Raw genomic sequence first — 25,463 nt, forward strand, 5'->3', positions numbered from 1 at the left:
TCACGGGGTGCTTTCCGCCAGCGAGGCCGGTGCGTCCCGTTCCCGCTCTTCCAGCACGCTGGCCAGTGCCGCCGCCAGCTGCTCGCCGCTGAGCGGCTTGCGCAGGAAGCCGTCCATGCCGGACTCGTGCGCCTTCGCTTCGTCGCCCTCGCTGGTGCGCGCGGTCACCGCCACGATGGGCAGGCGCCGATCCGTCTCGCGCTGGCGGATCAAGCGCGCGATCTGGAAGCCGTCCACGCCGGGCAGGTCGAGGTCGAGCAGCACGGCGTCGTAGCGGCCGCGTTCCAGCTCGGCCAGCGCGAGCAGGCCATTGGTCACGTGGCAGGTCGAGTGCCCCTGCTGTTGCAGCAGGCCGGCGACGACGGCGGCGACGATCGCGTCGTCTTCCACCAGCAGCAGGTGCAGCTGGCGTCCGCTGCTCGGCGGAGGTGCGGCGTCTGCGGGCACGCCGGGCGCTTCGACCAGCGGCAGGCGCACCGTGAAGGTGCTGCCGTGGCCCAGTTGCGATTGCAGCGCGATGCTGCCGCCCATCATCTCCACCAGTTCGCGGCAGATCGCCAGGCCCAGGCCGCTGCCGATGCGGCGCTGCGGGCTGTCTTCCTGCTCGAAGCGCTGGAACAGGCGCACCAGGCTGCGCTCGGGAATGCCCGGGCCGGTATCGCTGACGCTGAACAGCAGGTCGTCACCACGGCGCGAGAGGCGCAGCGCCACGTGGCCGCGTTCGGTGAACTTCAGTGCGTTGTTGGCGAGGTTGAGCAGCACCTGCTTGATGCGCATGGCGTCGCCCAGCGCCTGCGCGGGTACGCCGTCGGCGATCTCCACCACGAAGCGCAGGCCCTTGCTCCACGCCAGCCCCTGCTCCAGCTGCGCCACGTCCCCCACCAGCTGGCGCGGATCGTAGGGCGCCGGCTCCAGTTCCAGCCGGCCGGAATCGATGCGCACCAGGTCGAGCGCGTCGTTGAGCAGCTTCATCAGCATGTCGCCCGAGCGCTGCATGGCGCGGGTGTAGTCGCGCTGGCGCGCGTCCAGCGGCGTGTTGAGCAGCAGCTCGGCCATGCCCATCACGCCGGTCATCGGCGTGCGGATCTCGTGGCTGAGCGTGGCGAGGAACTGGGTCTTGGCCGAACTGGCCTGCTCGGCCAGCGTGCGCCGCTGCTCGATCAGGTCGACGTGGTGGCCTTGCGCCAGCCGGCGCCGCCACTCCAGCAGCAACAGGCTCACTGCGGACACCAGCGCCACGGCGTACAGCAGCCAGGCCCACCAGCGCAGCCAGGGCGGCGCCTGCACGTGGATGCGCAATGGTTGCGCGAGATGCGTCCATACGCCTTCGGCGCCGGTGGCCATCACGTCCAGCGTGTAGTCGCCGCTGCCCAGGCCGGAGAGGTCGCGTTCGCCCTGGTTGCCCACGTCCACCCAGCCGGGGTCGAAGCCATGCACGTAGAAGCGGTAGTGGTTGGCGGCGGGGGCGAGGTAGGAGAACACGCGCGCCTGCACGTTCAATTGGCGGTCGCGCCAGCCAACGTTCACCGCGCTGCCGTCGACGGGCAGCACATGCCGCACGCCGTTCCGGCGCACGCTGATCCCGCTGATCGCCAGCGGCGGCGCCGACTTGAACGCGCCGATGCGATCCGGATCGAACGCCACCACGCCGCCCAGCGTGGGGGCGTACAGGTAGCCGCTGGGCATCAGCGCGTAGCCGCGCGAGAACTCGCCGTTGAACAGCCCGTCCTGCAGGCCGAAGGAGCGGGTGGCGCCGCCTGCCGGGTCGTAGCGCCACAGGCCGTCGTGGCCGAACACCCACACGCGGTCTTGCGCATCCACCCGCAAGTCCACCACGTTGATCGACGGCCAGCCCTGCGCCGTGCCCACCGTGCGGTCGCGCGCCAGCGCGTTGCCCTCGATGCGGTAATGCGCGAGGCCGTTGACGTTGGCCGTCCACAGGCCGTCCACCGCGAAGGCGAAGGCATCCACGCTTTGTCCCGGCGTCGCGCCCGGCGCCATCACGAAGCGCCGGTGCGCTTCGTCCAGCTGCATCATGCCGCCGTCGCTGGCGTACCAGAACACGCCGTCGCGCAAGGTCATCTGGCTGCCCCAGCGCACCTTCTCGTTGGGCTGATCCATCGGCACCGGCGCCACCGCCAAGGTGTCCGGGTCGATGCGGAACAGGCCTTCGCCGAAGGTGCGCGCGTACATCTGGTGATCCGGCCCCGGTTCCACTTCCAGCGGATGCCGCATGCCGCTGCCTTCCGCGGCGACGGGCCGGCAGCGGCGTCGCGCGATGTCGCACACGTCGATGGAGCCCTGCAGCACCACCCACAGGCGGCCGCGCTCGTCTTCGGTCAGGCCGACCACGTCGCCGCCGAGACCGGAGAAGAACGGCTCCGCCTGACCGGTGGCGGGGTCGAGCCGATCCACCCGGCTGGCGCGCTCGCCCACCCACACATGCAGGCCGTCCTTGCCGCGCGCCATGGTGGTGGCGATGGAGTCGCGCAGGCTGGACGGGTCGTCCGGGACGTGGGTGAAACGGCTGAAGCTGTCCCAGCCCGGCGCGAGGTAGCCGACGCCGCCGTCGAACAGTGCCACCCACAGGCCGCCGGAGCGGTCGACCAGCATCTGCCACACCCAGGTGCCGGGCAGGTCGCCGTCGAGCATCGGATGGTTGCTTATCGCCATCACCGGGGCGCCGGTGCGGGGCTGCATGAACAGGCCGCGCTGCGTGCCCACCCACAGCCGGCCGGCCAGGTCGCGCACGCTGTCCATCACGTTGGTGGAAGGGATCGCCGTGCCGCCGAAGCGGTGCGCCAGTCCGTCCGGCCCCACCACCATCAGGCCGTGGTCGGTGGCGATGCGCACCTCGTCGCCGTCGTTGTCGATGCGCCAGGCCGACATCGAATCGTGCGGGTCGGCCGCCAGCACGCGGTGCCACTCGCCCCGCGCGTCGCGGCGGAACACGCCGAGATCGCAGCCCATCCACAACTGCCCGTGCGCGTCCACGTGCAGCGCGCCCACCAGGCCGAAGCTCTTGGCCTTGCCGCCGGGTGGCCGGTACGACAGGTGGTCGAAGCCGTGGCCGTCCGGCCGCAGGCGATCCAGCCCGTTGCCGGTGCCCACCCAGATCGCGCCATCGGGCGTCTGCGCGATGGACCAGGTGCGCAGGCTGGACAGGCTGGACGGATCGGTCGGGTCGTGCCCCCAGTGCACGAACTTGCCGGTGACCGCGTCGTAGCGGTTCAGCCCCGCGTTGAGGCCGCCGGCCCACAGGCGGCCCTGCCTGTCCAGCATCAGGGTGGCGATGCCGTTGTCGAACAGCGAGCCGGGGTCGCCCGCCACGTGGCGGAACACCTTGAAGCGCACGCCGTCGAAGCGCGCGATGCCGCCCTTGGTGCCGAACCAGATCGCCCCGCTGCGATCCTGCACCACCGCGTAGACGTTCGAGCTGGGCAGGCCGTCGGCCACGCCGTAGCGGCGGAATTGCGGCGTGACCAGGGGGGATACCGCCGCCTCGGTGGCCGTGGGGGCGGCTACGGGCAGGGCGCGCGACGGCGCGGGCGCCGCGACGAGCAGCAGCAGGCCAAGCAAGCCTGCAGACCCCAACGACCTGCGCCCCATCGTTGCCCCCATGCATGGCGTGCCGGGCATCCGCGGCGAATCCGCGCCACCCGCACCGCAACAGCCGCAAATCATGCCAAAACAGGGCGGGCTAAGCGAACGCTGCGTTCCGCCGCCGCGGCTGGCGCGCACGGCGGCGATCGTCCAGACTTCGGCGCATGTCCCCTGCGCATCCCGCACGCTGGTTGCTGCTGTCGCTGGCCGTACCGGCCATGGCGGCGTTCGCCGGCACGCACGAGTACCGCTACGACACCGTGCACAGCCAGATCGTCTTCAGCATCGACCACGATGGCTATTCGCGGCCGTTCGGGCGGCTGCACATCGCGCGCGGCTGGCTGCGCCTCGATCCCGGCGACTGGAGCCACGCGGCCACCGCGCTCGACATCGACCTCGCCGGCGTGGACATGGGCGATGCGAAGTGGAACGCGGCTGTCTGCGGGCGCTCCCTGCTCGATTGCCGGCGGTACCGCGAGGCGCATTTCGCCAGCCGCTCGGTGGAGCGCGTCGACGCCAGCCACGGCGTGCTGCACGGCACGCTCACCCTGCACGGCGTGAGCCGCCCGCTCGACATCCCGTTCCGGCTCAACCGCGTGGCCCGCACGTTGTACGGCCTGCATACCGTTGCAGGCTTCTCGGCCACCGCCAGCCTGGATCGCACCGATTTCGGCATCGCCGCCTTCCCGGGCTCGATCGGCCACCAGGTCTCGGTATGGCTGGAACTGGAAGCGATCCGCGACGATCATGCCGCCACCGATAACCATGCCATCGAGGATTCGCCATGACCCTGCGCAGCGACGCCAACCATTGGGGAGCGGTTGCCAAGGCTTTCCACTGGATCGTGGCGCTGGCCATCCTCGGCAACGGCGTGTTCGGCCTGTGCATGGATCTGGCCGGCAACCCGATGCAGAAGATCAACTGGCTGGCGCTGCACAAATCCATCGGCCTCACCGTGCTGGCGCTGATGCTGCTGCGCCTGGCGTGGCGCTGGCGCGACGGCCGCCCGCGCGAGGAGCCTGCGCCGCACTGGCAGCAGCTCGCCGCGCGCGCCATGCATGCGCTGCTCTACCTGCTGGCGCTGGCGCTGCCGCTCTCCGGCTGGTGGTTCAACTCCATCGCCGGCAAGCCGCTGCAGTTCTTCAAGCTGTTCAACCTGCCCGGCATCGCCGCGAAGAACCACGACCTGCGCCACTTCGCGCACGCGGTGCACGAATACCTGTTCTGGTTCCTCGTGCTGGTGCTGGTGGCGCACGTGGGCGCCGCGCTCAAGCACCACGTGTTCGACAAAGACGATGTGCTCAGGCGCATGCTGCCGTTCGGCAGGCTGCGCAACGAAAAGGAGTGATGCCGATGAAAACGACGATCCGCCTTGCCGCCGGCGCGCTGCTCGCGCTCGCCTTGCCCTGCGCCGCGCTTGCCGCCGACTACGCCGTGCAGCCCGCCAGCACGCTGGGCTTCACCGGCAGCTTCCAGGGCGCCAGCTTCGACGGCAGCTTCAGGCAGTGGCATGCGGCGATCAGCTACGACCCCGCCCAGCTCGCGCAGTCGAAGTTCGACGTCGAGGTGGCCATGGCCAGCGTCGCGGTGAGCGACAAGGATCAGCAGGGCGCGCTGCCCGGCAAGGATTTCTTCGACGTGGCGCAGTACCCGAGCGCGCACTTCGTCACCACCGGCTTCCGCAGCGTGGGCGGCAAGGTGGTCGCCGACGGCACGCTCACCCTGCGTGGCGTGAGCAAGCCGGTGAGCCTCGCCGTGGACTTCAGGCCGCAAGGCAAAAACGCCACGCTGGACGTGGACGGCACGCTCAAGCGGCTGGACTTCGGCGTGGGCGGCGGCGACTACGCCGACACCTCGGTGATCGGCGCCGACGTGAAGGTGCACGCGCACCTGGTGCTGGTGGCGAAATAAGCGCGCACCTCATGCGAAGGCGAGCGTGCGCTGCACGCGCGGCGGTCGTTCAACGAGAGCGGGCGAGGAAGGCGCGCACCGCCGCCGCGTCGAACGGCCAGTCCAGCTCGCGGCCGTCGCGCGCGTCGCGCAGCACCGGCACGCGCGTGCCGTAGCGCGCTTCCAGTTCCGGCGCATCGTCCACCCACACGCTGTCGAACTCCGGCGCCTGCGCCTCGGCCAGCACGGCGAGCGCCGTGTCGCAGAGGTGGCAGTAGTCGCGCTGGTAGAGGACGAGGTCGGGCATGCGCCTGCGAATGGATCGGATGCCCGCGTAGAATAACGGTTTCCCTTTTCCACGCGCAGCGCAGCCATGGCCGTCAGCGTATTCGACCTGTTCAAGATCGGCATCGGGCCATCCTCCTCGCATACGGTGGGGCCGATGCGCGCGGCGGCGCGTTTCGCCGAGCGCTGGCTGGAGGAAAAGGGCGTGCTCGACCGCGTGGCCCGCGTGCGCGCCGAGCTGTACGGTTCGCTGGCGATGACCGGCCGCGGCCACGGCACCGACAAGGCGGTGCTGCTGGGTTTCGAAGGCCAGCACCCCGACACGGTCGATCCCGACGCGATCCCCGGCATCCTCGAGCGCATCCGCAAGACGCATCGCATGAGCCTGCTCGGCAAGCGCGAGATCGATTTCGACGAGAAGCGCGACCTGGTGTTCAACAAGCGCCAGAAGCTGCCGTTCCACACCAACGGCATGCGCTTCAGCGCCTACGACGCCGACGGCAACGAGCTGGCCACGCGCGACTACTACTCGGTGGGTGGCGGCTTCGTGGTGAACAACGACGAGGCGGCCGAAGACCGCATCGTCGCCGACACCACCGAGCAGCCTTATCCGTTCTCCACCGGCGACCAGTTGCTGGCGCTGTGCGAGAAGCACCACCTCACCATCGCGCAACTGATGATGGCGAACGAGGCCGTGTGGCGCCCCGAGGCGGAAACCCGCGCCGGCCTGCTGACGATCTGGAAGGCCATGCAGGACTGCGTGGCGCGTGGCCTGCGTTCGCCCGGCACCTTGCCCGGCGGCCTGCACGTGGCGCGCCGCGCGCCGGCGATGGCGGAAGAACTGCGCAACCAGCCCGAGGCCGCGCTGAAGGATCCGCTGACCATCCTGGACTGGGTGAACCTCTACGCGCTGGCGGTGAACGAGGAGAACGCCGCGGGCGGCCGCGTGGTCACCGCGCCCACCAACGGCGCCGCCGGCATCGTGCCTGCCGTGGGCCACTACTACCTGCGCTTCTGCCCCAAGGCCGACGAGAACGGCATCATCGACTACCTGCTCACCGCCGCCGCGATCGGCATCCTGTACAAGGAAAACGCCTCGATCTCCGGCGCCGAAGTGGGCTGCCAGGGCGAGGTGGGCGTGGCCTGCTCGATGGCCGCCGGCGGTCTCGCCGCCGCGCTGGGCGGCAGCATCCACCAGGTGGAGAACGCTGCCGAGATCGGCATGGAGCACAACCTCGGCCTCACCTGCGACCCGATCGGCGGCCTGGTGCAGATCCCCTGCATCGAGCGCAACGCGATGGGTTCGGTCAAGGCGATCAACGCCAGCCGCATGGCGCTGAAGAGCGACGGCAAGCATCGCGTGAGCCTGGACAAGGTCATCAGAACCATGCGCGACACCGGCCGCGACATGAAGGACAAGTACAAGGAAACCTCGCGCGGCGGCCTTGCGGTCAACGTCATCGAGTGCTGAAGTCCGTGCTCTCCGCGCCCGCATCACGCCTGTTCCGGTTGCGCCTCACGACTGCACGGAACAATCTTGAACACCTGTGGCCACGTGCGGTGTGCATCGACACCGCGCTCTTGCTCGTCATTCCGGCGCAGGCCGGAATCCAGTGACGGTGACGTTCATCCAGGCCGTAGAGTCACTGGATGAACGATTTCGCTGTTGTGAAGCTTCTTCGGCACGCAGATAGTGCTGGGTATTCCACTCGCCGCAGACCTGTCGCCACCTTGGGCCGATACCGCCGCGTACGGCCACGCATGACCTTCGCGGGGTGACAGGCGGCTCCCGGGTCTGCGACCATCGACCCCTTTCGGGGATGCGCGGCACGCGCTTCAGGAGTTTCCATGTCTTCCAGCTCGATCCGCCGCGACGTCGGCCCGTTCGCCCTGATGCTCACCGGCCTCGGGTCGATCATCGGCTCCGGCTGGCTGTTCGGCGCCTGGCGCGCGGCCCAGATCGCGGGCCCCGGCGCGATCTGGGCGTGGGTGATCGGCGCGGTGATCATCCTGTTCATCGCATTGACCTATGCCGAGCTGGGCGCGATGTTCCCCGAGTCCGGCGGCATGGTGCGCTACGGCCACTACTCGCACGGCTCGCTGGTGGGATTCATCGCGGCCTGGGCGAACTGGATCGCGATCGTCTCGGTGATCTCGGTGGAAGCCGAGGCCTCGGCGCAGTACATGTCCTCGTGGAAGTGGGCGTGGGCGAAGGATCTCTACCACCAGGCGCCCGGCGGCCACGGCGAACTGAGCGCGGCCGGCCTCACCATCGCCGGCGCGCTGGTGATCGCGTACTTCCTGCTGAACTTCTGGAGCGTGAAGCTGTTCGCGCGCTCGAACACCGCGATCACCCTGTTCAAGCTGATCATCCCCGCGCTCACCGCGGTGCTGCTGATCGCCAGCGGCTTCCATCCCGAGAACTTCAGCGTCGGCATCCACGGCGAGGTGCATTCCATCGACTTCGCCTCCGTGCTCACGGCGGTGGCGATCGCCGGCATCGTGTTCAGCTTCAACGGCTTCCAGAGCCCTGTGAACCTCGCCGGCGAGGCGCACAACCCGGGCAAGAGCATCCCGTTCGCGATCGTCTGCTCGATCGTGCTGGCCACGGTGATCTACGTGCTGCTGCAGGTGGCCTTCATCGGCGCGGTGCCGCAGCAGATGCTGGCCAACGTGGGCTGGCACGGCATCAACTTCAGCTCGCCGTTCGCCGACCTGGCGATCATCCTCGGCCTGCAGTGGCTGGCCACGCTGCTGTTCATCGACGCGGTGATCAGCCCCAGCGGCACCGGCATGACCTACACCGCCACCACCGCGCGCATGCTCTACGGCATGGAGCGCAACGGCACGCTGCCGAAGATCCTCGGCCACATCGACCCGAAATCGGGCGTGCCGCGCCCGGCGATGTGGGTGAACCTCGTGGTGTCCTTTATGTTCCTGTTCTTCTTCCGCGGCTGGGGCACGCTGGCGGCGGTGATCTCGGTGGCGACGATCATCTCCTACCTCACCGGCCCGGTCAGCGTGATGACGTTGCGCCGCACCGCGCCCGGTCTGCATCGCCCGCTGCGCCTGGCCGGCTTGCCCGTGCTCGCCGGCATCGCCTTCGTGATGTCCACCGAGCTGCTGTACTGGGCCAAGTGGCCGCTGACCGGCGAGATCATCCTGCTGATGGTCGTGGCGCTGCCGATCTACTTCTACTACCAGGCCAAGTCCGGCTGGCACGACTTCGGCCGCCAGATGAAGGGTGCATGGTGGCTGGTCGCCTATCTGCCCGTGATCGCCCTCGTTTCCTGGGCCGGCAGCACCACCTTCGGCGGGCGGGGCTATCTGCCGTATGGCTGGGATCTGGCGGTGGTGGCGGTGATCGGCCTGGTGTTCTACGTGTGGGGCGTGAAGTCGGGCTGGCGCACGCCTTCGGTGGAAGACGCCGAGCGCGAGGTGGGCGCGCATCCGCAGGCGTAACGCATAGTTGAGGGCCGTTTGCGCGCCCTGTCCCGGACGCTTCGCTACACGCGATCGCCGTGACAGCCGCCCGCCTCAGTGGGCGGCCTGCACTCCGGCGGCGACGGTCGGGGTGGGCGCTGCGGGCACCGCGTCGGCAGCGTGCACAGGCGTCGCCGCGCCCACGATCTTCGCCAGCAAGGGCTGCAGTTTTCCGTTCATGCGCAGCTGCTCGACGCTGGCCATGGAGCGGTCGAGCCGGCGGGTGGCGTCGTCCTCGTCGGGCTGCGGCGCGCCGGGCGCGCGGGTGAGCGCGGCGAGCTGCGGGCCGAGCTGATTGGTAAGCGCGTAGTAGGCGTCGTGGATGCCGGCGGCGGCCAGCAACTGGCCGGGCATCAGCCATGCGGCGGTGTCCTCGCGCACGGGCCGGGCGTCGCCGCGCGGATCGAGCAGCAGCCAGGTGCCGGGCTGCGCCAGCATGTCGCCGCCGTCGACGAAGCCGTCGGTGCGGTAGACATCGGTGAGCGCGGGCAGGTGGTCGCCGTAGAACAGCAGCAGGGTGGGGCGCTGGCGCTTGGCGAGCGCGTCGGCGAGCCGCCCCAGTTCGCGATCGGCGTGCTGCATGTGGTAGAGGTAGTTCTGCAGCTCCAGCTTGTCCTTGCCTTCGATGTCCGCAGGCACCGGGATGGCGTCGCGCGCGGCGGTGTCCTTCGGATCGACGTCGTAAGGGCCGTGCGCTTCGATGCTGATGGCGAAGATGAACTGCGGCGGGCCGCTGTCCTTGAGCTGGCGCAGGATCTCGTCGGTCATCGCGCTATCAGCCATGTACTTGCCGTCGTTCGGCGCGTCATGCGGGAAATCCGCCTGCGACACGAAGCGCTGGAAGCCCAGCGCCTTGAATGCGGTGTTGCGGTTCCAGAACGTGGGGTCGTTGCCGTGCACCGCCACCGTCGAGTAGCCATGCGCGTCGAGCACGTGCACGAGGCTGGGCACCTGCTTGTGGTTCATCTGCAGGTAGGGGAACTGCATGGCGTCGAAGTAGCGCAGCGACAGCCCGGTGAGCATCTCGAACTCGGTGCGGATGGTGCCGCCGCCGAAGGTGGGCACGTGCAGCGCGCCGCTGGTGCCGCGCTGCGCGAGGCGTCGCAGGTTGGGCGTGAGGTCGGCGTTCGCGTAGCCCTTCATGATGGAGGGATCGAAGAACGACTCGCTCTGGATCACCACGATGTCGGGCAGCACCGCGGCATCCGGCGTCGCAAGGTTCTGGCGCAGGGCGCCGGCGGATTGCTGGATGAGCTGCTCGGCGACGGCGCGGTCGGGCCTGGCTTTCTTCTGGGCGTACTGCAGGCGGAACATCGTCAGTTCGCTGACGAGGCCGGAATGCGTGCGCGTGGATGCCGCCGACCACGGCTCCAGCCACAGCACGTGGCCGTTGTAGACCTTCGCCCAGCCGCTCCAGCCGCCGAGCAGGCTGCCCAGCAGCAGCAGCAGCGCGCCGCCGGCAACGAGGCGCTTGCCGCCGGTGCGCCGCGCGAACAGCGGCGGCTCCAGCCGCCACATCGCCACCAGGATCAGCACGCCCGCGAGCAGCGCCAGGTATGGCCACGGGCTGTGCGGCAGGTAGCCGGCCAGCAGATGGAAGCCGCCCTTGCGCAACTGGCCCACCATGCGGAAATCCGCCGGCAGCAAGGGCATGCCCAGGTTCGCCACCTTCAGCGCATTGATGCTGTAGATCAGCCCCTGCAGCAGGTAGGCCAGCCCGAACGACAGCAGCAGCCGGCGCGTCATCACCAGCAGCAGGCCCGCGAACAGCAGGCCCGGCCACGCGTTGGCGATCGGGAAGCGCGGTTGATCCAGCAGGCGCAGCGGCAGCACGCCCATCCCGCCGTCGAGCAGGCCGGTGAGCAGCACGAACAGCAGCGTCATCGCGAAAACCAGCGCGATGCGCGAAGCCGTGCGGCGGAAAGTGGAAGGCGAGGCGGCGGCTGGAGTCATGGCGAAACCGGGAACTCGGTTGTCATGCGGTGAATTGAAGAGTGCGGCCATGGATGGCCGCCCGTTTGATTTCCGCAATCACGGATGATTGCAGGGGAATGGTTGAAGAGTGCGGCCACGGATGGCCGCCCGTCTGATTTCCGCAATCATGGACGATTGCAAGGGACTGGTTGAAGCGTGCGGCCACGGATGGCTGCCCGTTTGATTCCCGCAATCACGGATGATCGCAGGGGAGTGATTGAAGCGTGCGGCCATCGCTGACCGCCCGCGTGATCTTCACGATCGGAAACGATCGCCAAGGAACAGTAATCAGGGCGACATGAATCGAGTGTTGCCCGGACACGCTTTCGGCAACGTATCGAGGCGGCAAACGGTGTACGGGCGCGTGCGCCGCCGCTGCGGCACAATTCAGGCATGCCCCACGAATCCTCCGAGCTGCGCGCCCTGGTCGACGACCGCTATGCCGAACTGGCCGCACGCTGCCGCGCCGCCGGCGTGCCCCTGCACGACGATGCCGGCGTGGCCGAGCGCATCCGCCGCACACTGGCGGCCAGCGATTTCGCCTTCGAGGCCTGGCGCGCCCAGCCCGCGCTGCTGTCGCCCGCGGGATTGGAGCGCCTGCGCTCGAACGCCGACGCCGCCGCGCGCATCGAGGCGCTGAAGCTGCCTGTGGACGAGGCGCCGACGCTGGCCGCGCTGCGCCGCTTCCGCCACGCCGAGGCGCTGCGGCTGGTGTTCCGCGACGTCAACGGTCTGGACGAGCTGCCGGAAACCCTGTCCGCCACCAGCGTGCTGTACGAGGTGCTGCTGGAAGCCGCGCTGGGCTGGAGCGAACGCGCGCTGGCCGAGCGCTACGGCCAGCCGCGCAGCCGCGAGGGCGAGCGCCAGCGGCTGGTGGTGGTGGGCTTCGGCAAGCTGGGCGGCGCCGAGCTGAACTTCTCCTCCGACATCGACCTGGTGCTGGCGTACCCGCACGGCGGCGAGAGCGATGGCGCGCGCGTGCTCGACAACGGCGAGTACTTCGTGCGCCTGGGCCGGCAACTGGTGCGCCTGCTGGGCGAGCCCACGGTGGACGGCATCTGCGCACGCGTCGACCTGCGCCTGCGCCCGTTCGGCAACGCGGGGCGGCTGGCGCTGTCGTTCTCCGCGATGGAGCAGTACTACCAGCGCGAGGGCCGCGACTGGGAGCGCTACGCCTGGATCAAGGCGCGTCCGGTGGCCGGCGACCGCGCCGCCGGCAAGCAACTTTCGGAACTGCTGCGGCCCTTCATCTACCGCAAGTACCTCGACTACACCGCGTTCGCCGGCCTGCGCGAGATGAAGGCGCTGATCGACGCGGAAGTGGCGCGCAAGGATCTTTCCGACAACCTCAAGCTCGGCGCTGGCGGCATCCGCGAGATCGAGTTCATCGTGCAGCTGGTGCAGCTGATCCGCGGCGGCCGCGAGCCGTCCCTGCGCGTGCGCGGCCTGCTGCCGGCGCTGGCCGCATGCGAGGCGCGCGGCCACATTCCGGCCGCGCGTGCCAAGGTGCTGCGCGAGGCCTACGTGTTCCTGCGCCGGCTGGAAAACCGCGTGCAGATGCTGCGCGACGCGCAGACCCACGACATCCCCGACGACGCGCTGAGCCGCGAGCGCATCGCGTTCGGGCTGGACTGGCCGGCATGGGAGCCGCTGGCGGTGGAACTGGCGAAACACCGCGAGATCGTCGCCAACGAATTTGCCGCCGTGCTGATGCCGCAAGGCGGGCGCGGCGCGCGCGTGCCGGCGGCGGACGCCGCGCTGTGGCAGGCCGCCTGCGCCGAGACGCTGGATGCGGGCATGCTGGAGGCCAGCGGCTTCGTGCCGGGCGCGGAGGCGGCCGACGCGCTGGCCAAGCTGCCGCAGGGCGGTGCGGTGCGCGCGATGTCGGCGCGTTCGCGCGAACGGCTGGATCACCTGATGCCGCAACTGATCGCCGCCGCACGCGGCGGCAAGGCGCCGGTGCCCTGCCTGCTGCGCCTGTGCCGGCTCACCCAGGCGGTGGCGCGGCGTTCGTCCTATCTCGCCCTGCTGGAGGAGCAGCCTGCCGCGCGCAAGCGCCTGGCCGCGCTGTTCGCCGACAGCGCCCTGCTCGCCGAACAGGTGATCGCGCAGCCGCTGCTGCTGGACGACGTGCTCGACCCGCGCATCGACCAGCTGCCGCTGAAGCGCGCCGACATCGCCGCCGAGATCGCCCGCGTGCTGGCCACGCTGGAGGAGCGCGAGGCGGAAGCGGAACTGGAGCGCATCAACGAGTTCCAGTCCTCCACCGCGTTCCGGCTCGGCCTGGCCTTCAACGACGGCCGCGCCGACGCGGCGGCCACCGCGCGCAGGCTCGCGGCGCTGGCCGAGTCGGTGGTGGGCGCGGTCACCGCGCTGGCCGAGCGCGAGCTGGTGGCCCAGCATGGCCGGCTGCCGGGCCAGGGTTCCGGCTTCGCCGTGCTGGGCTACGGCAGCCTTGGCGGCGAGGAGCTGGGCTTCGCTTCCGACCTCGACCTGGTGTTCGTCTACGACGGCAAGCGCGCGCAGGCGATGAGCGACGGCGCGCGGCCGATCGAAGGCGCGCGCTGGTACCAGCGGCTTGCCCAGCGCGTGATGAACTGGCTCACCGTGTCCACCCGCGCCGGTCGCCTGTACGAGGTGGACACGCGCCTGCGCCCGGACGGTTCCAAGGGCCTGCTGGTAGGCAGCCTCGATGCCTTCATCGCCTACCAGCAGAGCCGCGCGTGGACGTGGGAACACCAGGCCCTGCTGCGCGCGCGCCCGGTGGCCGGCGATGCCGCGCTGGGCGCGTCGCTGGCGACGGTGCGCCGCGACATCCTCGGCGTGCATCGCGAGCCGGCACGGGTGCTGGCCGAAGTGGGCGAGATGCGCCGCCGCTGGCGCGCCGAGCGCGACCGTTCCGATGCGGCGAAGCTCGACCTCAAGCAGGGTCGGGGCGCGCTGCTCGACATCGAGTTCGCGCTGCAGGGCCTGGTGCTGGCGCATGCCACGCGGCATCCGGTGCTGCTTGGCGCCACGTCCAACACGGCGCTGCTCGAGGCCTGCCGCGTGGCGGGACTGCTGGATGCCAACCAGGTCGCGATCCTTTCCGTGGCGCACGTCGAACTGCTGCGCCGCGCACTGACCTGCACGCTGGATCTGCGCCCGCGCATCGCGCCGCGCGACGCGGAGCTGGAGGCGCTGTGCGGCGAGGTGGTGGCCGTGACGGAGTCGCTGGGCTTCGTGTTCGCGTGAGCGCGATCCAGGGCATCGCGCTTATGGCTGCCCGCCCATGCGGCGCCACAGTTCCGCGGCGATCGCGGCGGTTTCGCGCAACGGCTGCTGGCGCGCGGGCGCAACGGCATCGACGTCGTGCAGCAGGCCGCGTTCGCGCAGCGCGTGGTGGAAGCGCGCGATCTTGTCCGGCAGCGGCGCGGCGGCGTGGGTGTGCACGGCGCAGCCCACGGCACAGGCCTCGCTGAGCATGTTGACCGAATCGGGCGTGACCACCAGCCGATCCGCCCAGCCCAGCACGCCGGGGTAGGGATTGCGGCCGTCGTCGGGGCCGCTCCACACCAGACCCGGCACATCGGCCAGCATCTCGCGGAAGATCGCCAGCGCTTCCGGCGGCGTGCGCCGCGAGGCCAGCGCCAGTAGGCTGCCGCCTTCGCGTTCCCGGCGGGCGAGCAGGCGCGCGGCGAGTTCGCGCGCGTAACCCGCATCCAGCGCCAGTGGCTTGCGCGGGCCGCCCAGCAGTACGCCGACGCGCGGTTGCGGCAAGGCTTCGAAGCTGGGGCAGGCGTCGCGGCCATCGGCCAGCCACGCATCGTCCACCGGGTTCAGCGAACCCAGCGGGGTGAGCACGTTGGGGCCGGCGAGCTGGTCGTGGCGCGGCGCGATCACGGTGTCCCAATGCATCGGGTCGATGCGTGGATCGAGGATCTGCACGGCATGGCATCGCCCGTGCGACAAGCGCCGCAGCATGCGGGTGAACAGGGCGGCGGCGCGCCCGCAGCCGATGGCGAGCCGCGGCCAGGGCGGCGCGAACTGCGCACGCTGTTCCGCCGGCAAGGCCATGGCGCCGCCCAGCGCGAGGCGCGGCGCCAGCCACGACCATGGCGCGCGCGGCTCCAGCACCAGGTGGCGCACCGGCAGGCCCATCCGCTCGGCCAGCGCCAGCGCCTGCCGCTGGTTGCCCGCGGCGGCGTCGGTGATGGCCCAGCATTCTTGCCTCAGGGGCGACATGCGGCGATTGTTTCCTTTCCGTACACGCTGCGTTGCGCCTGATCGCGTTTATCGTCCGGCGGCTTGCCCATACACTGGGTCAGCATAACGGCGAACGCTCGGCTTACGGCTCTCGTTTGCACCTTCCACTGTCGCGGAGAACCCCAATGCGCATGTTTCGTTGCATCCTGATCGCTGGCCTGCTCGGCGCCGCGGCCACCGTCCAGGCCAGCCCGGTCACCTACAAGATGGATCCCGGCCACACCATGGTGCTGTTCAGCTGGAATCACTTCGGCTATTCCAACCCCACCGCCGACCTCGGCCTGGGCGAAGGCACGCTGGTGTTCGACCAGCAGGATCCTGCCAAGTCCTCGGTGGAGGTGACCTTGCCGCTGAGCGGCCTCGACACCCACGTGCCGGCGCTGGACGAGCACCTGAAGAAGGCCGACTTCTTCGATGCCGCCAAGTACCCCGTCGTGACCTTCAAGAGCACCCGCGTGGTGCCGGTGGACGCCACCCACTTCAAGGTGACCGGCAACCTCACCGTGCACGGCGTTACCAAGCCGGTGACGCTGGACGCCACGCTGAACAAGATCGGCCCGCATCCGATGATGAAGGTGCAGGCGATCGGTTTCGACGCCACTGCCACGCTGAAGCGTTCCGACTTCGGCATGGGCGCGTACGTGCCGATGGTGAGCGACGAGATCAAGGTGCGCATCACCACCGAGGCCGAAGTGCCGAAGCAGTAATCCCCCTGGGGAAAAGCCGAGGCCCGCGCCGGCGACGGCGCGGGCTTTTTCGTGGCCGTCGCCTGGAGGGGGTGCGGGCCGTCCGGGGAGGGATTCTTGCTGCCGGCGCGAAGCGGCCTGTTACCATGCCGGGCCTCGCATCCCGTTCGGAGCCACCCCCATGCCCGCCTCTGTCGCGCCCATCCCGGCGAATGCCGAAAATCGTTACGAAGTGACGCGCAGCGACCTGCCGTTGTCCTGTCCGATGCCGGGCATGGCGCTGTGGAATTCGCATCCCAAGGTGTATCTGCCCATCGTGGACGACGGCGGCGAGTCGGTTTGTGCCTATTGCGGCGCGCATTACGTGCTGCGCGACTGAGTAGGGGCAGGTTCAGCCTGCCTGCGGCACTTTTCTTGCTTGGATCGCAACATGAAACTCTTGCATCAGGATGCAGGCCCGCAGGCAGGAACCATGTCCGGTGGCGCCAAGACCACACCGCGCTTGACCGTTGTCCAGCTGATCCCCGCGCTGCAGTCCGGCGGCGCGGAGCGATCCGCGCTGGAAGTCGCGCGCGCGCTGGTGCAGGCGGGGCACCGCTCGGTGGTGATCTCGGCGGGCGGCCGGCTGGCGCAACAACTGGTGGCCGAGGGCAGCGAGCACATCGCGCTGGACATCGGCCGCAAATCGCCGGCCACGCTGTTCCGGCTCGGCGCGCTGCGCCGGCATCTGCGCGAGATCCAGCCCGACATCGTGCACGCGCGTTCGCGCCTGCCGGCATGGCTGGGCTGGTGGGCGCTGAAGGGGCTGCCGCGGCGCCCGCATTTCGTCACCACCGTGCACGGGCTCAACTCGCCGGGCCGCTACAGCGCCATCCTGCTGCGCGGCGAGCGGGTGATCGTGGTTTCGCAAACCCTGCGCGACTACGTGCTCGGCCATTACCGCTGGCTGGAGCCGGGCCGCGTGCGGGTGATCCCGCGCGGCATCGATCCCGAGGCCTTTCCCTACGGCCATCGCCCGGACGAGGCGTGGACGCGCGACTTCTTTGCCGAATACCCCGCGCTGGCCGGTGCGCCCCTGCTCACCCTGCCGGGCCGCGCTTCGCGGCTGAAGGGGCACCATGACGCCATCGAGCTGCTGGCCGACCTCAAGCGCCGCGGCATCGACGCGCGCCTGCTGCTGCTGGGCGTGGTCGAGCCGGGCCGCGAGGCCTACGTGGAGGAACTGCGCGCGCTGATCCGCGAGCGCGGCGTGGAATCGCAGGCGGTGCTGGCGCCGCCGCGCAGCGACGTGCGCGACATCTACGCGGTTTCCAGCCTGATCCTGCAACTGTCGAACAAGCCCGAGTCCTTCGGCCGCACCGTGATCGAGGCGCTGTCGCTGTGCCGGCCGGTGCTGGGCTACGCGCACGGCGGCGTGGGCGAGCTGCTGGCCGAGCTGTATCCCGCCGGCCGCGTGCCGGCGGGCGACCGCGAACGGCTGGTGGAGCGCGCCGCCGAACTGCTGCGCGTGGCGCCGCCGATCCCGATGCTGCAGTCGTACCGCCTGGCCGACATGCAGCAGGCCACGCTGGCGCTGTACGGGGAAGTGGTCGCGGGCTGATCCGCGCGACTCGCCTACAATGCGGGGTCGCCGCCGACCCGGTTCCCGCATGGCCTCCGCAGTCGAATCCCTCAAATCCGCCTTGCTCTCGCCGCTGCTGCCGTTCTGGCTGGTGGTCGCGCTGCTGCCGTTCGGGCGCAGCAGCGAGCTCGGCACCTTCCTGTGCCTGCTGGGCGTGATCCTGCTGTTCGTGCGCGAACCGCGCGCACTGCAAGGCCATCCCGGCGCGCGCCTGTTGCTGTGGCTGCTGGCGGCATACATCGGCGCGGCGCTGTTGTCGGCCGTCGATTCGGTCGCGCCGGGCAAGAGCTGGGGCACGGTGGCCGCGCTGCTGCGCTACCTGCCGCTGGGCCTGTATGCCTGCTTCGCCATCCGTCGCGGCGCCAAGCTCGAAGCCCTGTACCTGGCCGTGGCCGGCGTGCTGGCGTGGTGGGCGCTGGACGCATGGGTGCAGGCGTTCACCGGCTGGAGCCTGGGCGGGCATGCCGAGGCGGAACGCCTCTCCGGCATCTTCGGCGCGCGCAACCTCAAGCTGGGGCCCACGCTGGCGGTGCTGTCGCCGTTCGCGTTGTGGGCGGCGCGGCGGCGCTGGGGCATCGGCGGGCTGGTGGCCGCCTTCCTGCTGCTGCTGGGGCCGGTGCTGCTGGCCGGTTCGCGCGCGGCGTGGCTGTGCTATGGCCTGGTGGCGCTGGCATTCGCCTGGCGCGAAGCGAACTCGTGGCGGCGCTTCGCGTTGTATTGCGTGCTGGGTGCGGTGGCGTTAGCCGTGGCCGGGGGCATCGCGTGGCGCGTGTCTTACCGTTTCGATGCGCGCATGCAGCGCACGCTGGACGCGCTGCACGGCACGCATCGCGGGCTGGACGAGGCGCTGACCGGACGGCTGGAGATCTGGCACGACAGCCTGAAGATGATCGCGGCGCATCCGTGGAACGGCGTGGGCGTGCGTGCGTTCCGCTACGCCTATCCGCAGTTCGCGCCGGCCGACGACCACTTCGTGGTGGCCGAGTCCTGCGGCGTGGGCGAGGGCGCCTGCCATGCGCACCAGCTCGTGCTGGAAATCCTCACCGAAACCGGCGGCATCGGCCTGGCGTTGTGGCTGGCCGGCGCGGCGCTGGCGTGGCGCGCATGGCGGCGCGCGGATGCGGCGGCGCGCGCACGCGCGTTCCCGGCCAGCGTGGCGCTGGGCGTGATGCTGTTCCCGCTGAACACCCACCTGGCCTTCTATTCGGCGTGGTGGGGGCTGCTGTTCGCGTGGCTGCTCGGGCTTTGGTGCAGCAGTCTGTTTGTGCCGGCATCCCTGCCGGCAGAGCAAAGCCCGGCATCCTTGCCGGACTCCTCAAAGAAGCCCTTCCTCCGGGAGGCGTCCGATGACGCGTGAGATGCTGTCGGTGGTGGTGATCACCCTGAACAACGCGGCCACGCTGGACGCCTGCCTCGCGGGCGTGGATTGGGCCGACGAGATCGTGGTGCTGGACTCCGGCTCCGGCGACGACACGCTGGCCATCGCGCGGCGCCATGGCGCGCGCGTGGCCACGCATCCGTTCGACGAGTTCGGCCCGCAGAAGCAGCGCGCCATCGACATGGCCAGCCACGACTGGATTCTCAACCTCGACGCCGACGAGGTGCTTTCGCCGGCCAGCCGCGCGGTGATCGAGCGCGCGCTGACAAACCCGCGGCACGCCGGTTTCCGCCTGCCGCGGCGCGAGCGCATGTTCTGGACGGTGCAGCACCCGTGGAGCTGGCGCAACGCGCACCTGCGCCTGTACGACCGCCGCCGCGGCCGCATGAACGACGTGGAGGTACACGCGGCGATGGAGGTCGACGGCCCGGTGAAGACGCTGTGGCGCGCCGACTTCGTCAACGACAGCGACCCCGACATCGCCAGCCGCATCGAGCGGATCAACCGCTATTCGAGCGCGCTGGTGGCGCACAAGCTGCGCCGCCGCCAGCGCTTCGCCGGGCTGCGCATGGTGCTTTACCCGCCGCTGTTCTTCCTGCGCCAGTATCTGTTCAAGCGCTACTTCCTCAACGGCTGGGCGGGCTTCATCGCCAGCGTGGTGGGCGCGAACTACGTATTCCTGAAATACGCGAAGTTGTACGAGGCGCGGCGGAGGATGCGCGGCTAGCCGGCCAGCGCCAGCGGTTGCGCACGACCGAGCGCCCGCGGCAGCAGCGCGGCGGCCTCGCAGCGCAGCGCCTCGCGCTTGCGGAAGGCGGAACGGTGCTTGCTCTCCACGGCGGCGATGTCGCGCTGCGGCTCGCGCGGCGGCAGTTCGTAGAAGCCGTCGCTGCCCGCCACGCCTTCGCATTCCAGCCAGAAGCTGTCGTAGTCGGCCTTGATCTTGTCGGCCTGTCCGGCGAATGGGTGGGCCGCGTTGCACACGCCGGAGACGCGCTCGGCGCCGATGCATTCGGCAAGGCCGAGCAGCATCGACAGCAGCAGGTTCTTCGGGCGAAGGCCGTGGCATTGCCTGGTCAGGGCGCGCACCGCGTCGCGGCCGAGTTCGGCGGCGGCGCCCTGCAGGCATCCCAGCAGCAGGCGGCGGCCGTTGTCGGCGAACGTGAAGATGGCGGAGGACAACGCGCGGCCTTGCGCATCGAGCAGGTACAGCGCCAGTTCGCCTTCGCGTCCGCGCCCGGTGGGCCGGCGCAGTTCCACCGACAGCGTATCGCCGTCTTTCAGCGGCAGCGTGCCGACTGGGCAGCGCCCATGCTGGTAGATCCGTTCGACCATGGCCGCCGGGAAATGCGCCAGCACGTAGTCGTAATGGCTGCGCACGATGGCGTAGCCAGCTGCGGCGTCGAGCTGGCGGTTGATGTAGTCGTGCTGCGGCCGTTCCAGCAGGCGCGGGTCGTGCGCCAGCATCGCGCGCATGCGCGGCTCGCCGTAGATGAAATCGAGCCATGCCGCGTGCAGCGAGCGATGGCGCAGGCTGCGCATCGCGTACTTGACGGCGTACATCGAACGCTTGGGTACGCCGCCACGCCAATCCGTGCGACCTTGCAGCGAACGCAGAAAATTGCGCATGTCCATGAGCCGTGGGAACGACCCGCGCATGATGGGGGCGCTACCTTTGCGTCAGCTTTCAGATTCGTCGAACCGGTGTTCAGTACACCGGCGGCGATCCGGGCGGACGGGTCTTGAAGCGCTTGTGCACCCACAGGTATTGCTCGGGCGCCTCGCGCACCATCTGCTCGATGCAGGCGTTGACGCGTGCGGTGTCGTCTTCCGCGCTCGCGCCGGGGAAATCGTCCAGCGGCGCGCCGAGGCGCAGCGCGTAGCCGCTGCCGTCGGGCAGGCGGTGATGAAAGAACGGGATCACCGCGGCGCCGGACAGGCGCGCCAGGTGGTGCGTGGCGGTGATGGTGGCGGCGGGCACGCCGAAGAACGGCACGAACACGCTGTCCTTGCTGCGCATGTCCTGGTCGGGCGCGTACCACAGCGTGCCGCCGTTGCGCAGGTATTTCACCGTGCCACGGATGTCGTCCTTGTCGAACATCGCGTTGGCGTAGCCGAGGCGCGCGCGCAGCACCACCCATTCGAACACCGCCGAATCCATTCTGCGGTACATGCCGGCGATGCGAATGCGCCGCGACACCAGCCGTGCGCACAGTTCCAGGTGCGAGAAGTGGCCGCCCACCAGCAGCACGCCGCGCCCCTGCGCGCGGGCGGCCTCAAGGTGTTCCAGGCCTTCGATGGTCACCGGCACGCTTCCAACGGCGCGATCGGAGCCCAGCCAGCCCAGCGCGAATTCCATCAGCATCAGGCCGAGGTCGCGCAGATGGGCATCGACCAAGGCGGCCTGCGAACCGGCGTCGAGTTCGGGGAAGCACAGCGCGATGTTGACCCGCGCCACCGGCCGCCGTGCGGACGGAATCCGTGCGATCAGCGCGCCCAGTGCGCGTCCCAGCGCCATCCGCGCGCGGTACGGCAACAGCGCCACCAGTTTGATCGCGGCCACGCCGATCCAGGCCGGCCAATGGCGGGGCGCGAGCAGGGCGCGCTGGAAGTCGGGACGGGGAGTGCCTGGCATCCGCGAATTGTAATGGACGGCCACCGGCGGCCCGTATACTCGGGCGCTGTCTCTGGAGCTTGCCTTGCGCTTCCTATACACCCTCGCGATGTATCTGGTGACGCCGCTGATCGTGCTGCGGCTGGCGCTGCGCGGCTTCCGGTCGAGGCCGTACTACTGGCGCTGGGCCGAGCGCTTCGGCTTTTTCAAGGCGCCGCCGGAGCTGCGCGACAGCCTGTGGGTGCATGCGGTGTCGGTGGGCGAGGTGAACGCAGCCGAGCCGTTGATAAAGGCGCTCAAGCGCAATTACCCGGACGCGCCCTTGGTGGTGACCACGGTGACGCCCACCGGCACCGCACGCGTGCAGCAGCTGTTCGGCGACAGCGTTTTCCACGTCTACCTGCCGTACGACCTGCCGTACGCGGTGAACCGCTTCCTCGCCGGGGTGCGCCCGCGCTTGGCGCTGATCGTGGAAACCGAGATCTGGCCGAACCTGTACTTCGCCTGCAAGCGTCGCGGCATCCCGCTGATGATCGTCAACGCGCGCCTGTCCGAGCGCTCGGTGCGGGGCTATCGGCCGCGGCCGCTGCGCGGCATGGTGCGCGCGGCGCTGGGGTGCGTGAACCTGATCGCCGCGCAGTCGCACAGCGACGCGGCACGCTATCGCCTGATCGGCGCGCCGAGCGCGCGCGTGCTGGTCTGCGGCAACCTCAAGTACGACATGCCGGTGCCGCGGGATGCGCCGTCGGCCGGCGCGCGCCTGCGCGAGCGCTGGGGCGCGCAGCGGCCGGTGTGGATCGCCGCCAGCACCCACGAGGGCGAAGAGCAGGCGGTGCTGGAGGCGCACCTGGAGGTGCTCAGGCACTTGCCGGACGCGCTGCTGCTGATCGCGCCGCGTCATCCCGAGCGCTTCCGCCCGGTGGAGCATGCCGTGCGCAGCCTGGGTTTCGCTGCGGGCACCTATGGCGCGGACGGCGGCCCGGCGCCATCGAACCAGGTGTTCGTGATCGACGCGATGGGCCAGCTGATGCCGTTCTATGCCGCGGCGGGATTGGCCTTCGTGGGCGGCAGCCTGGTGCCGATCGGCGGCCACAACGTGCTGGAGCCGGCGTCGCTGGGCACGCCGGTGCTGGTAGGGCCGCATACCTTCAACTTCGAGGAAATCACCGCCAGCCTGATCGAACAGGGCGGTGCGCTGCGCGTGCCGGAGAGCGGGGCACTGGGGGGCGCGGTGCTGCAGCTGCTGCGCGACGACGCGCGTCGCCGCGCGATGGGACGGGCGGCGCAGCAGGTGTTCGAGCGCGAGCGCGGCGCGGTGGGCCGCCTGATGCAGCTGATCGCCACGCAGCTGCAAGGGTGAAACGACGAAGGCCGGGCAAAGAGCCCGGCCTTCGTTGCGTGCTCTGCGCGGCGCTTACTGCAGCAGCGCGTTGATGCTCTGCATGTCGCCTAGGCTGGCGGTGCCGGCGCTCTGCTTCAGCAGCAGGCGGTTCAGCACCAGCTGGTGGCGCGATTGCGAGTAGCTGCTCTCCGCCTGCGTCAGGGTCTGGATCGCCAGCAGCACGTTGACCATGGTCTGCGTGCCCACGTCGAAGCCGGCGCGGGTGGCGTCCAGCGCCTTCTGCGCAGAGTCCACCGCGGCCTTGCCCGACTCCACCTGGCTGATGCCGGCCAGCACCGAGCGGTAGTAGTTCAGCGTGTTCGCCTTTACCTGGCGCCGCTCGATTTCCATCGAATCCTGCGCGGCGTCGCGGTTGTAGATCGACTGGCGCACCTGCGACTGGGTGAGGCCGCCGGAGAAGATCGGCACGTTGAGCGTCAGCCCCACCGTGGTCTGCGACGGCGTGTTGGAGTGGATCGCCGCGTTCTCGTACCAGCTCGCGTTCTTGCCGTAGCTCACGCTGGCGGTGATCGTGGGCAGGTGGCCGGCGCGCGCCGCGGTGACGTTCTCGTCGGCGGCCTTCACGTTCTGCACCTGCGCCAGCAGGCTGGGGTTGTTGGCCAGCGCCTGCTGCACCCATGCGTTCGGGTCGGAGGGATCGGGCGCGCCCATCGGCAGGTCGTCGCGCAGCTTCTTAAGCGTGCCGGTGGGCTTGCCGGTGATCTGGCTGAGCGCCTCGCGGTCGTTGTCCAGCGTGTTCTGCGCGGCGATGGTCTGCGCCTTGGCGCCCTCGTAGTAGCTCTTGGCCTGGTAGACGTCGGTGATCGCCGACAGGCCCACCTTGTAGCGCTGGTTGGACTGGTCGTACTGCTGCTTGTACGAGTCCTCGTTGGCCTTGGCGTAGGTGAGCTGATCCTCGTCGGTGAGCACGGTGAAGTAGGCCGCGGCCACGCGCACGAACAGGTTCTGCAGGGCGGCCTGGTAGGTTTCGTCCTGGGCGTTCGCCGAGGCGTGCGCCGACTTGAGGTTGGCGTACTTCGCGAAGTCGAACACGGTCTGGCTGAGGTCGGCGCTGAGGCTGCGCGTGCGGCTGTGGCCGAACGTGCTGGTGCTGATGAACTGGTTGGGGTTGCCCGGATCCTGGATGCGGCTGCCGCCGCCGCCGGTGGCCTGGCTCAGCGAGAGGCTGCCGTTGATCTGCGGCAGCAGCAGTGCGCGAGCCTGATTCACGCCTTCGCCGGTGGCGAGGCGGGTGGCGTCGGCCTGTGCCAGCACCGGGTCGTTGGCGCGCGCGTCGCGGTAGGCATCCAGCAGGTCTTCGCCATGGCTGGGCAGCGAGACGGCGGCCAAGGCCAGTGCCAAGGTGAGCAGCTTCAAACGCATGAGGTGCCTCGTGGGGATCGGAGAGGGCAATGGGGGCTCAGAGCACGAAGCGCGGCGATGGCGCGGCGTGCACGAGGTAGGGCAGATCGGTTTCGAGCAGGTTTTCCTCGCCCTCGCGGGTGATCATCGCCATCTGCTGCACGGGCGACTCGCCGCGGATCGCCAGCAGGCGGCCACCCGGCTTCAGCCAGCCCATCCAGCGCGGCGGCACGCTGGCCACGGCGCCGGTGGCGACCACCACGTCGAACTGGCCTTCCGGCTGCCAGTCGTTCACGGCTTCGCCGGTGTGCAGCTTCGCGTTGGCAACGCCCGCGGCCTGCAGGCGTTGACCCGCGACGGCGACGAAATCGGCGTGGATGTCCACGCTGGCCACCTCGGCGGCAAGCCCAGCCAGGCAGGCGGTGAGGAAGCCCGAGCCGGTGCCGATTTCCAGCACGCGCTCGTTGCCCTGCAGATCCAGCGCCTGCAGCACGCGGCCTTCCAGCACCGGTTTCATCATCACCTCGCCGTGGCCCAGCGGCAGGCACAGGTCGGCGAAGGCGAGCTGGCGGTGCTCGGGGGCGACGAAGTCCTCGCGCCGCACGCGGCCCAGCGTGTCCAGCACGCGGGCGTTCAGCACTTCCCAGGGGCGCACCTGGTTTTCCACCATGTTTGCCCGCGCCTGTTCGAAGTTCATCGCCATGTCTGCAAGGATTCCGTGAGTGTCGAAAAAGACCTGAAAGGATAAGGGCTTGGCCTTGCCTCGACAACGACTAGGGTGCGGCCGGCACGACGCGCCACGAAGTGCCGGAAGTCACCGGCAGGCGATGACGCTAGTCATGCCGGAATGCGTGTCCGCGGACACTTTGCCTGCCGTGTAGCTGGAAATAAGTAAACCAGTGCGTATAATAAAGTTCTCGCATTGCTTTGGGAAGGCGTAG

Annotated in this window: 20 protein-coding genes; 12 read left to right on the forward strand and 8 right to left on the reverse strand. The window is 69.7% G+C overall.

The window, feature by feature from the left end; genetic code table 11:
- Complete coding sequence (locus tag ACZ5Z2_RS02210) at positions 1 to 3,579, reverse strand: hybrid sensor histidine kinase/response regulator (protein ID WP_464760350.1); 3,579 nt, start codon at positions 3,577 to 3,579, stop codon at positions 1 to 3.
- 188 nt (positions 3,580 to 3,767) lie between these two features.
- Here ACZ5Z2_RS02210 and ACZ5Z2_RS02215 point away from each other — a divergent pair, with 188 nt between their 5' ends.
- The 3 genes from ACZ5Z2_RS02215 to ACZ5Z2_RS02225 are packed head-to-tail and all read left to right on the forward strand — an operon-like array spanning position 3,768 to position 5,514.
- Entirely contained in the window at positions 3,768 to 4,391 is a 624-nt protein-coding gene (locus ACZ5Z2_RS02215) for a YceI family protein (RefSeq protein WP_464760351.1), read from the forward strand.
- Positions 4,388 to 4,951, forward strand: a complete 564-nt coding sequence (locus tag ACZ5Z2_RS02220; RefSeq protein ID WP_464760352.1) for a cytochrome b — start codon at positions 4,388 to 4,390, stop codon at positions 4,949 to 4,951. The genes ACZ5Z2_RS02215 and ACZ5Z2_RS02220 overlap by 4 nt, the downstream gene beginning before the upstream one ends.
- A gap of 5 nt (positions 4,952 to 4,956) precedes the next feature.
- Positions 4,957 to 5,514, forward strand: coding sequence for a YceI family protein (locus ACZ5Z2_RS02225; RefSeq protein WP_464760353.1), 558 nt, complete (start codon positions 4,957 to 4,959; stop codon positions 5,512 to 5,514).
- Positions 5,515 to 5,563: 49 nt separating this feature from the next.
- Here the strand turns inward: ACZ5Z2_RS02225 and ACZ5Z2_RS02230 are convergent, their stop codons facing one another.
- Positions 5,564 to 5,800 carry a glutaredoxin family protein gene (locus ACZ5Z2_RS02230; RefSeq protein WP_464760354.1) on the reverse strand — a complete coding sequence of 79 codons (237 nt, stop codon included), beginning with the start codon at positions 5,798 to 5,800 and terminating at the stop codon, positions 5,564 to 5,566.
- A gap of 66 nt (positions 5,801 to 5,866) precedes the next feature.
- Between ACZ5Z2_RS02230 and ACZ5Z2_RS02235 the strand changes: the two genes are divergently transcribed.
- Entirely contained in the window at positions 5,867 to 7,249 is a 1,383-nt protein-coding gene (locus ACZ5Z2_RS02235; protein WP_464760355.1) for an L-serine ammonia-lyase, read from the forward strand.
- 377 nt (positions 7,250 to 7,626) lie between these two features.
- Positions 7,627 to 9,240 carry an APC family permease gene (locus ACZ5Z2_RS02240; protein ID WP_464760356.1) on the forward strand — a complete coding sequence of 538 codons (1,614 nt, stop codon included), beginning with the start codon at positions 7,627 to 7,629 and terminating at the stop codon, positions 9,238 to 9,240.
- Between the two features lie 75 nt (positions 9,241 to 9,315).
- Here the strand turns inward: ACZ5Z2_RS02240 and ACZ5Z2_RS02245 are convergent, their stop codons facing one another.
- Complete coding sequence (locus tag ACZ5Z2_RS02245; RefSeq protein WP_464760357.1) at positions 9,316 to 11,214, reverse strand: LTA synthase family protein; 1,899 nt, start codon at positions 11,212 to 11,214, stop codon at positions 9,316 to 9,318.
- Between the two features lie 414 nt (positions 11,215 to 11,628).
- Here ACZ5Z2_RS02245 and glnE point away from each other — a divergent pair, with 414 nt between their 5' ends.
- Positions 11,629 to 14,469 carry a bifunctional [glutamate--ammonia ligase]-adenylyl-L-tyrosine phosphorylase/[glutamate--ammonia-ligase] adenylyltransferase gene (gene glnE / locus ACZ5Z2_RS02250; RefSeq protein WP_464760358.1) on the forward strand — a complete coding sequence of 947 codons (2,841 nt, stop codon included), beginning with the start codon at positions 11,629 to 11,631 and terminating at the stop codon, positions 14,467 to 14,469.
- Between the two features lie 21 nt (positions 14,470 to 14,490).
- Here the strand turns inward: glnE and ACZ5Z2_RS02255 are convergent, their stop codons facing one another.
- Positions 14,491 to 15,459 (reverse strand): mitochondrial fission ELM1 family protein, encoded by a 969-nt coding sequence (locus ACZ5Z2_RS02255; protein ID WP_464760359.1) that lies wholly within the window; start codon positions 15,457 to 15,459, stop codon positions 14,491 to 14,493.
- A gap of 146 nt (positions 15,460 to 15,605) precedes the next feature.
- On the opposite strand from ACZ5Z2_RS02255, the gene ACZ5Z2_RS02260 reads away from it, so the two are divergent.
- The 5 genes from ACZ5Z2_RS02260 (at position 15,606) to ACZ5Z2_RS02280 (ending at position 19,892) form a co-directional block, all read left to right on the forward strand.
- Entirely contained in the window at positions 15,606 to 16,187 is a 582-nt protein-coding gene (locus ACZ5Z2_RS02260; protein ID WP_464760360.1) for a YceI family protein, read from the forward strand.
- A 160-nt stretch (positions 16,188 to 16,347) separates the two neighbouring features.
- Positions 16,348 to 16,545: a zinc-finger domain-containing protein gene (locus tag ACZ5Z2_RS02265; RefSeq protein WP_464760361.1), complete on the forward strand. Its 198-nt coding sequence runs from the start codon at positions 16,348 to 16,350 to the stop codon at positions 16,543 to 16,545.
- Between the two features lie 93 nt (positions 16,546 to 16,638).
- A complete protein-coding gene (locus ACZ5Z2_RS02270; RefSeq protein WP_464761647.1) occupies positions 16,639 to 17,766 on the forward strand; it encodes a glycosyltransferase in 1,128 nt (375 codons plus the stop codon).
- A 49-nt stretch (positions 17,767 to 17,815) separates the two neighbouring features.
- The gene (locus ACZ5Z2_RS02275) at positions 17,816 to 19,144 is read left to right on the forward strand and encodes an O-antigen ligase family protein (protein ID WP_464760362.1); all 1,329 of its coding nucleotides are present in this window, start codon (positions 17,816 to 17,818) and stop codon (positions 19,142 to 19,144) included.
- Positions 19,134 to 19,892, forward strand: a complete 759-nt coding sequence (locus tag ACZ5Z2_RS02280; RefSeq protein ID WP_464760363.1) for a glycosyltransferase family 2 protein — start codon at positions 19,134 to 19,136, stop codon at positions 19,890 to 19,892. The genes ACZ5Z2_RS02275 and ACZ5Z2_RS02280 overlap by 11 nt, the downstream gene beginning before the upstream one ends.
- Here the strand turns inward: ACZ5Z2_RS02280 and ACZ5Z2_RS02285 are convergent.
- Both ACZ5Z2_RS02285 and lpxL read right to left on the reverse strand, forming a co-directional pair.
- Positions 19,889 to 20,794: a VirK/YbjX family protein gene (locus tag ACZ5Z2_RS02285; RefSeq protein WP_464760364.1), complete on the reverse strand. Its 906-nt coding sequence runs from the start codon at positions 20,792 to 20,794 to the stop codon at positions 19,889 to 19,891. The genes ACZ5Z2_RS02280 and ACZ5Z2_RS02285 overlap by 4 nt on opposite strands.
- A 79-nt stretch (positions 20,795 to 20,873) precedes the next feature.
- A complete protein-coding gene (gene lpxL, locus ACZ5Z2_RS02290) occupies positions 20,874 to 21,800 on the reverse strand; it encodes an LpxL/LpxP family Kdo(2)-lipid IV(A) lauroyl/palmitoleoyl acyltransferase (RefSeq protein ID WP_464760365.1) in 927 nt (308 codons plus the stop codon).
- Positions 21,801 to 21,864: 64 nt separating this feature from the next.
- On the opposite strand from lpxL, the gene waaA reads away from it, so the two are divergent.
- Positions 21,865 to 23,139, forward strand: a complete 1,275-nt coding sequence (waaA, locus tag ACZ5Z2_RS02295; RefSeq protein ID WP_464760366.1) for a lipid IV(A) 3-deoxy-D-manno-octulosonic acid transferase — start codon at positions 21,865 to 21,867, stop codon at positions 23,137 to 23,139.
- Positions 23,140 to 23,193: 54 nt separating this feature from the next.
- On the opposite strand, the gene ACZ5Z2_RS02300 is transcribed toward waaA, so the two are convergent.
- Both ACZ5Z2_RS02300 and ACZ5Z2_RS02305 read right to left on the reverse strand, forming a co-directional pair.
- Positions 23,194 to 24,543, reverse strand: a complete 1,350-nt coding sequence (locus tag ACZ5Z2_RS02300; RefSeq protein ID WP_464760367.1) for a TolC family outer membrane protein — start codon at positions 24,541 to 24,543, stop codon at positions 23,194 to 23,196.
- A gap of 37 nt (positions 24,544 to 24,580) precedes the next feature.
- Complete coding sequence (locus tag ACZ5Z2_RS02305) at positions 24,581 to 25,225, reverse strand: protein-L-isoaspartate O-methyltransferase family protein (protein WP_464760368.1); 645 nt, start codon at positions 25,223 to 25,225, stop codon at positions 24,581 to 24,583.
- Positions 25,226 to 25,463 lie beyond the last annotated feature (238 nt).

The organism is Rhodanobacter sp. G1 (assembly GCF_055397855.1).

Excerpts from the sequence above, each read along its gene's own strand:
- ACZ5Z2_RS02215 (WP_464760351.1), top strand. The coding sequence starts at position 3,768 with ATGTCCCCTGCGCATCCCGCACGCTGGTTGCTGCTGTCGCTGGCCGTA.
- ACZ5Z2_RS02220 (WP_464760352.1), top strand. The coding sequence starts at position 4,388 with ATGACCCTGCGCAGCGACGCCAACCATTGGGGAGCGGTTGCCAAGGCT.
- ACZ5Z2_RS02225 (WP_464760353.1), top strand. The coding sequence starts at position 4,957 with ATGAAAACGACGATCCGCCTTGCCGCCGGCGCGCTGCTCGCGCTCGCC.
- ACZ5Z2_RS02230 (WP_464760354.1), bottom strand. The coding sequence starts at position 5,800 with ATGCCCGACCTCGTCCTCTACCAGCGCGACTACTGCCACCTCTGCGAC.
- ACZ5Z2_RS02235 (WP_464760355.1), top strand. The coding sequence starts at position 5,867 with ATGGCCGTCAGCGTATTCGACCTGTTCAAGATCGGCATCGGGCCATCC.
- ACZ5Z2_RS02240 (WP_464760356.1), top strand. The coding sequence starts at position 7,627 with ATGTCTTCCAGCTCGATCCGCCGCGACGTCGGCCCGTTCGCCCTGATG.
- ACZ5Z2_RS02245 (WP_464760357.1), bottom strand. The coding sequence starts at position 11,214 with ATGACTCCAGCCGCCGCCTCGCCTTCCACTTTCCGCCGCACGGCTTCG.
- glnE (WP_464760358.1), top strand. The coding sequence starts at position 11,629 with ATGCCCCACGAATCCTCCGAGCTGCGCGCCCTGGTCGACGACCGCTAT.
- ACZ5Z2_RS02255 (WP_464760359.1), bottom strand. The coding sequence starts at position 15,459 with ATGTCGCCCCTGAGGCAAGAATGCTGGGCCATCACCGACGCCGCCGCG.
- ACZ5Z2_RS02260 (WP_464760360.1), top strand. The coding sequence starts at position 15,606 with ATGCGCATGTTTCGTTGCATCCTGATCGCTGGCCTGCTCGGCGCCGCG.
- ACZ5Z2_RS02265 (WP_464760361.1), top strand. The coding sequence starts at position 16,348 with ATGCCCGCCTCTGTCGCGCCCATCCCGGCGAATGCCGAAAATCGTTAC.
- ACZ5Z2_RS02270 (WP_464761647.1), top strand. The coding sequence starts at position 16,639 with ATGTCCGGTGGCGCCAAGACCACACCGCGCTTGACCGTTGTCCAGCTG.
- ACZ5Z2_RS02275 (WP_464760362.1), top strand. The coding sequence starts at position 17,816 with ATGGCCTCCGCAGTCGAATCCCTCAAATCCGCCTTGCTCTCGCCGCTG.
- ACZ5Z2_RS02280 (WP_464760363.1), top strand. The coding sequence starts at position 19,134 with ATGACGCGTGAGATGCTGTCGGTGGTGGTGATCACCCTGAACAACGCG.
- ACZ5Z2_RS02285 (WP_464760364.1), bottom strand. The coding sequence starts at position 20,794 with ATGCGCAATTTTCTGCGTTCGCTGCAAGGTCGCACGGATTGGCGTGGC.
- lpxL (WP_464760365.1), bottom strand. The coding sequence starts at position 21,800 with ATGCCAGGCACTCCCCGTCCCGACTTCCAGCGCGCCCTGCTCGCGCCC.
- ACZ5Z2_RS02300 (WP_464760367.1), bottom strand. The coding sequence starts at position 24,543 with ATGCGTTTGAAGCTGCTCACCTTGGCACTGGCCTTGGCCGCCGTCTCG.
- ACZ5Z2_RS02305 (WP_464760368.1), bottom strand. The coding sequence starts at position 25,225 with ATGGCGATGAACTTCGAACAGGCGCGGGCAAACATGGTGGAAAACCAG.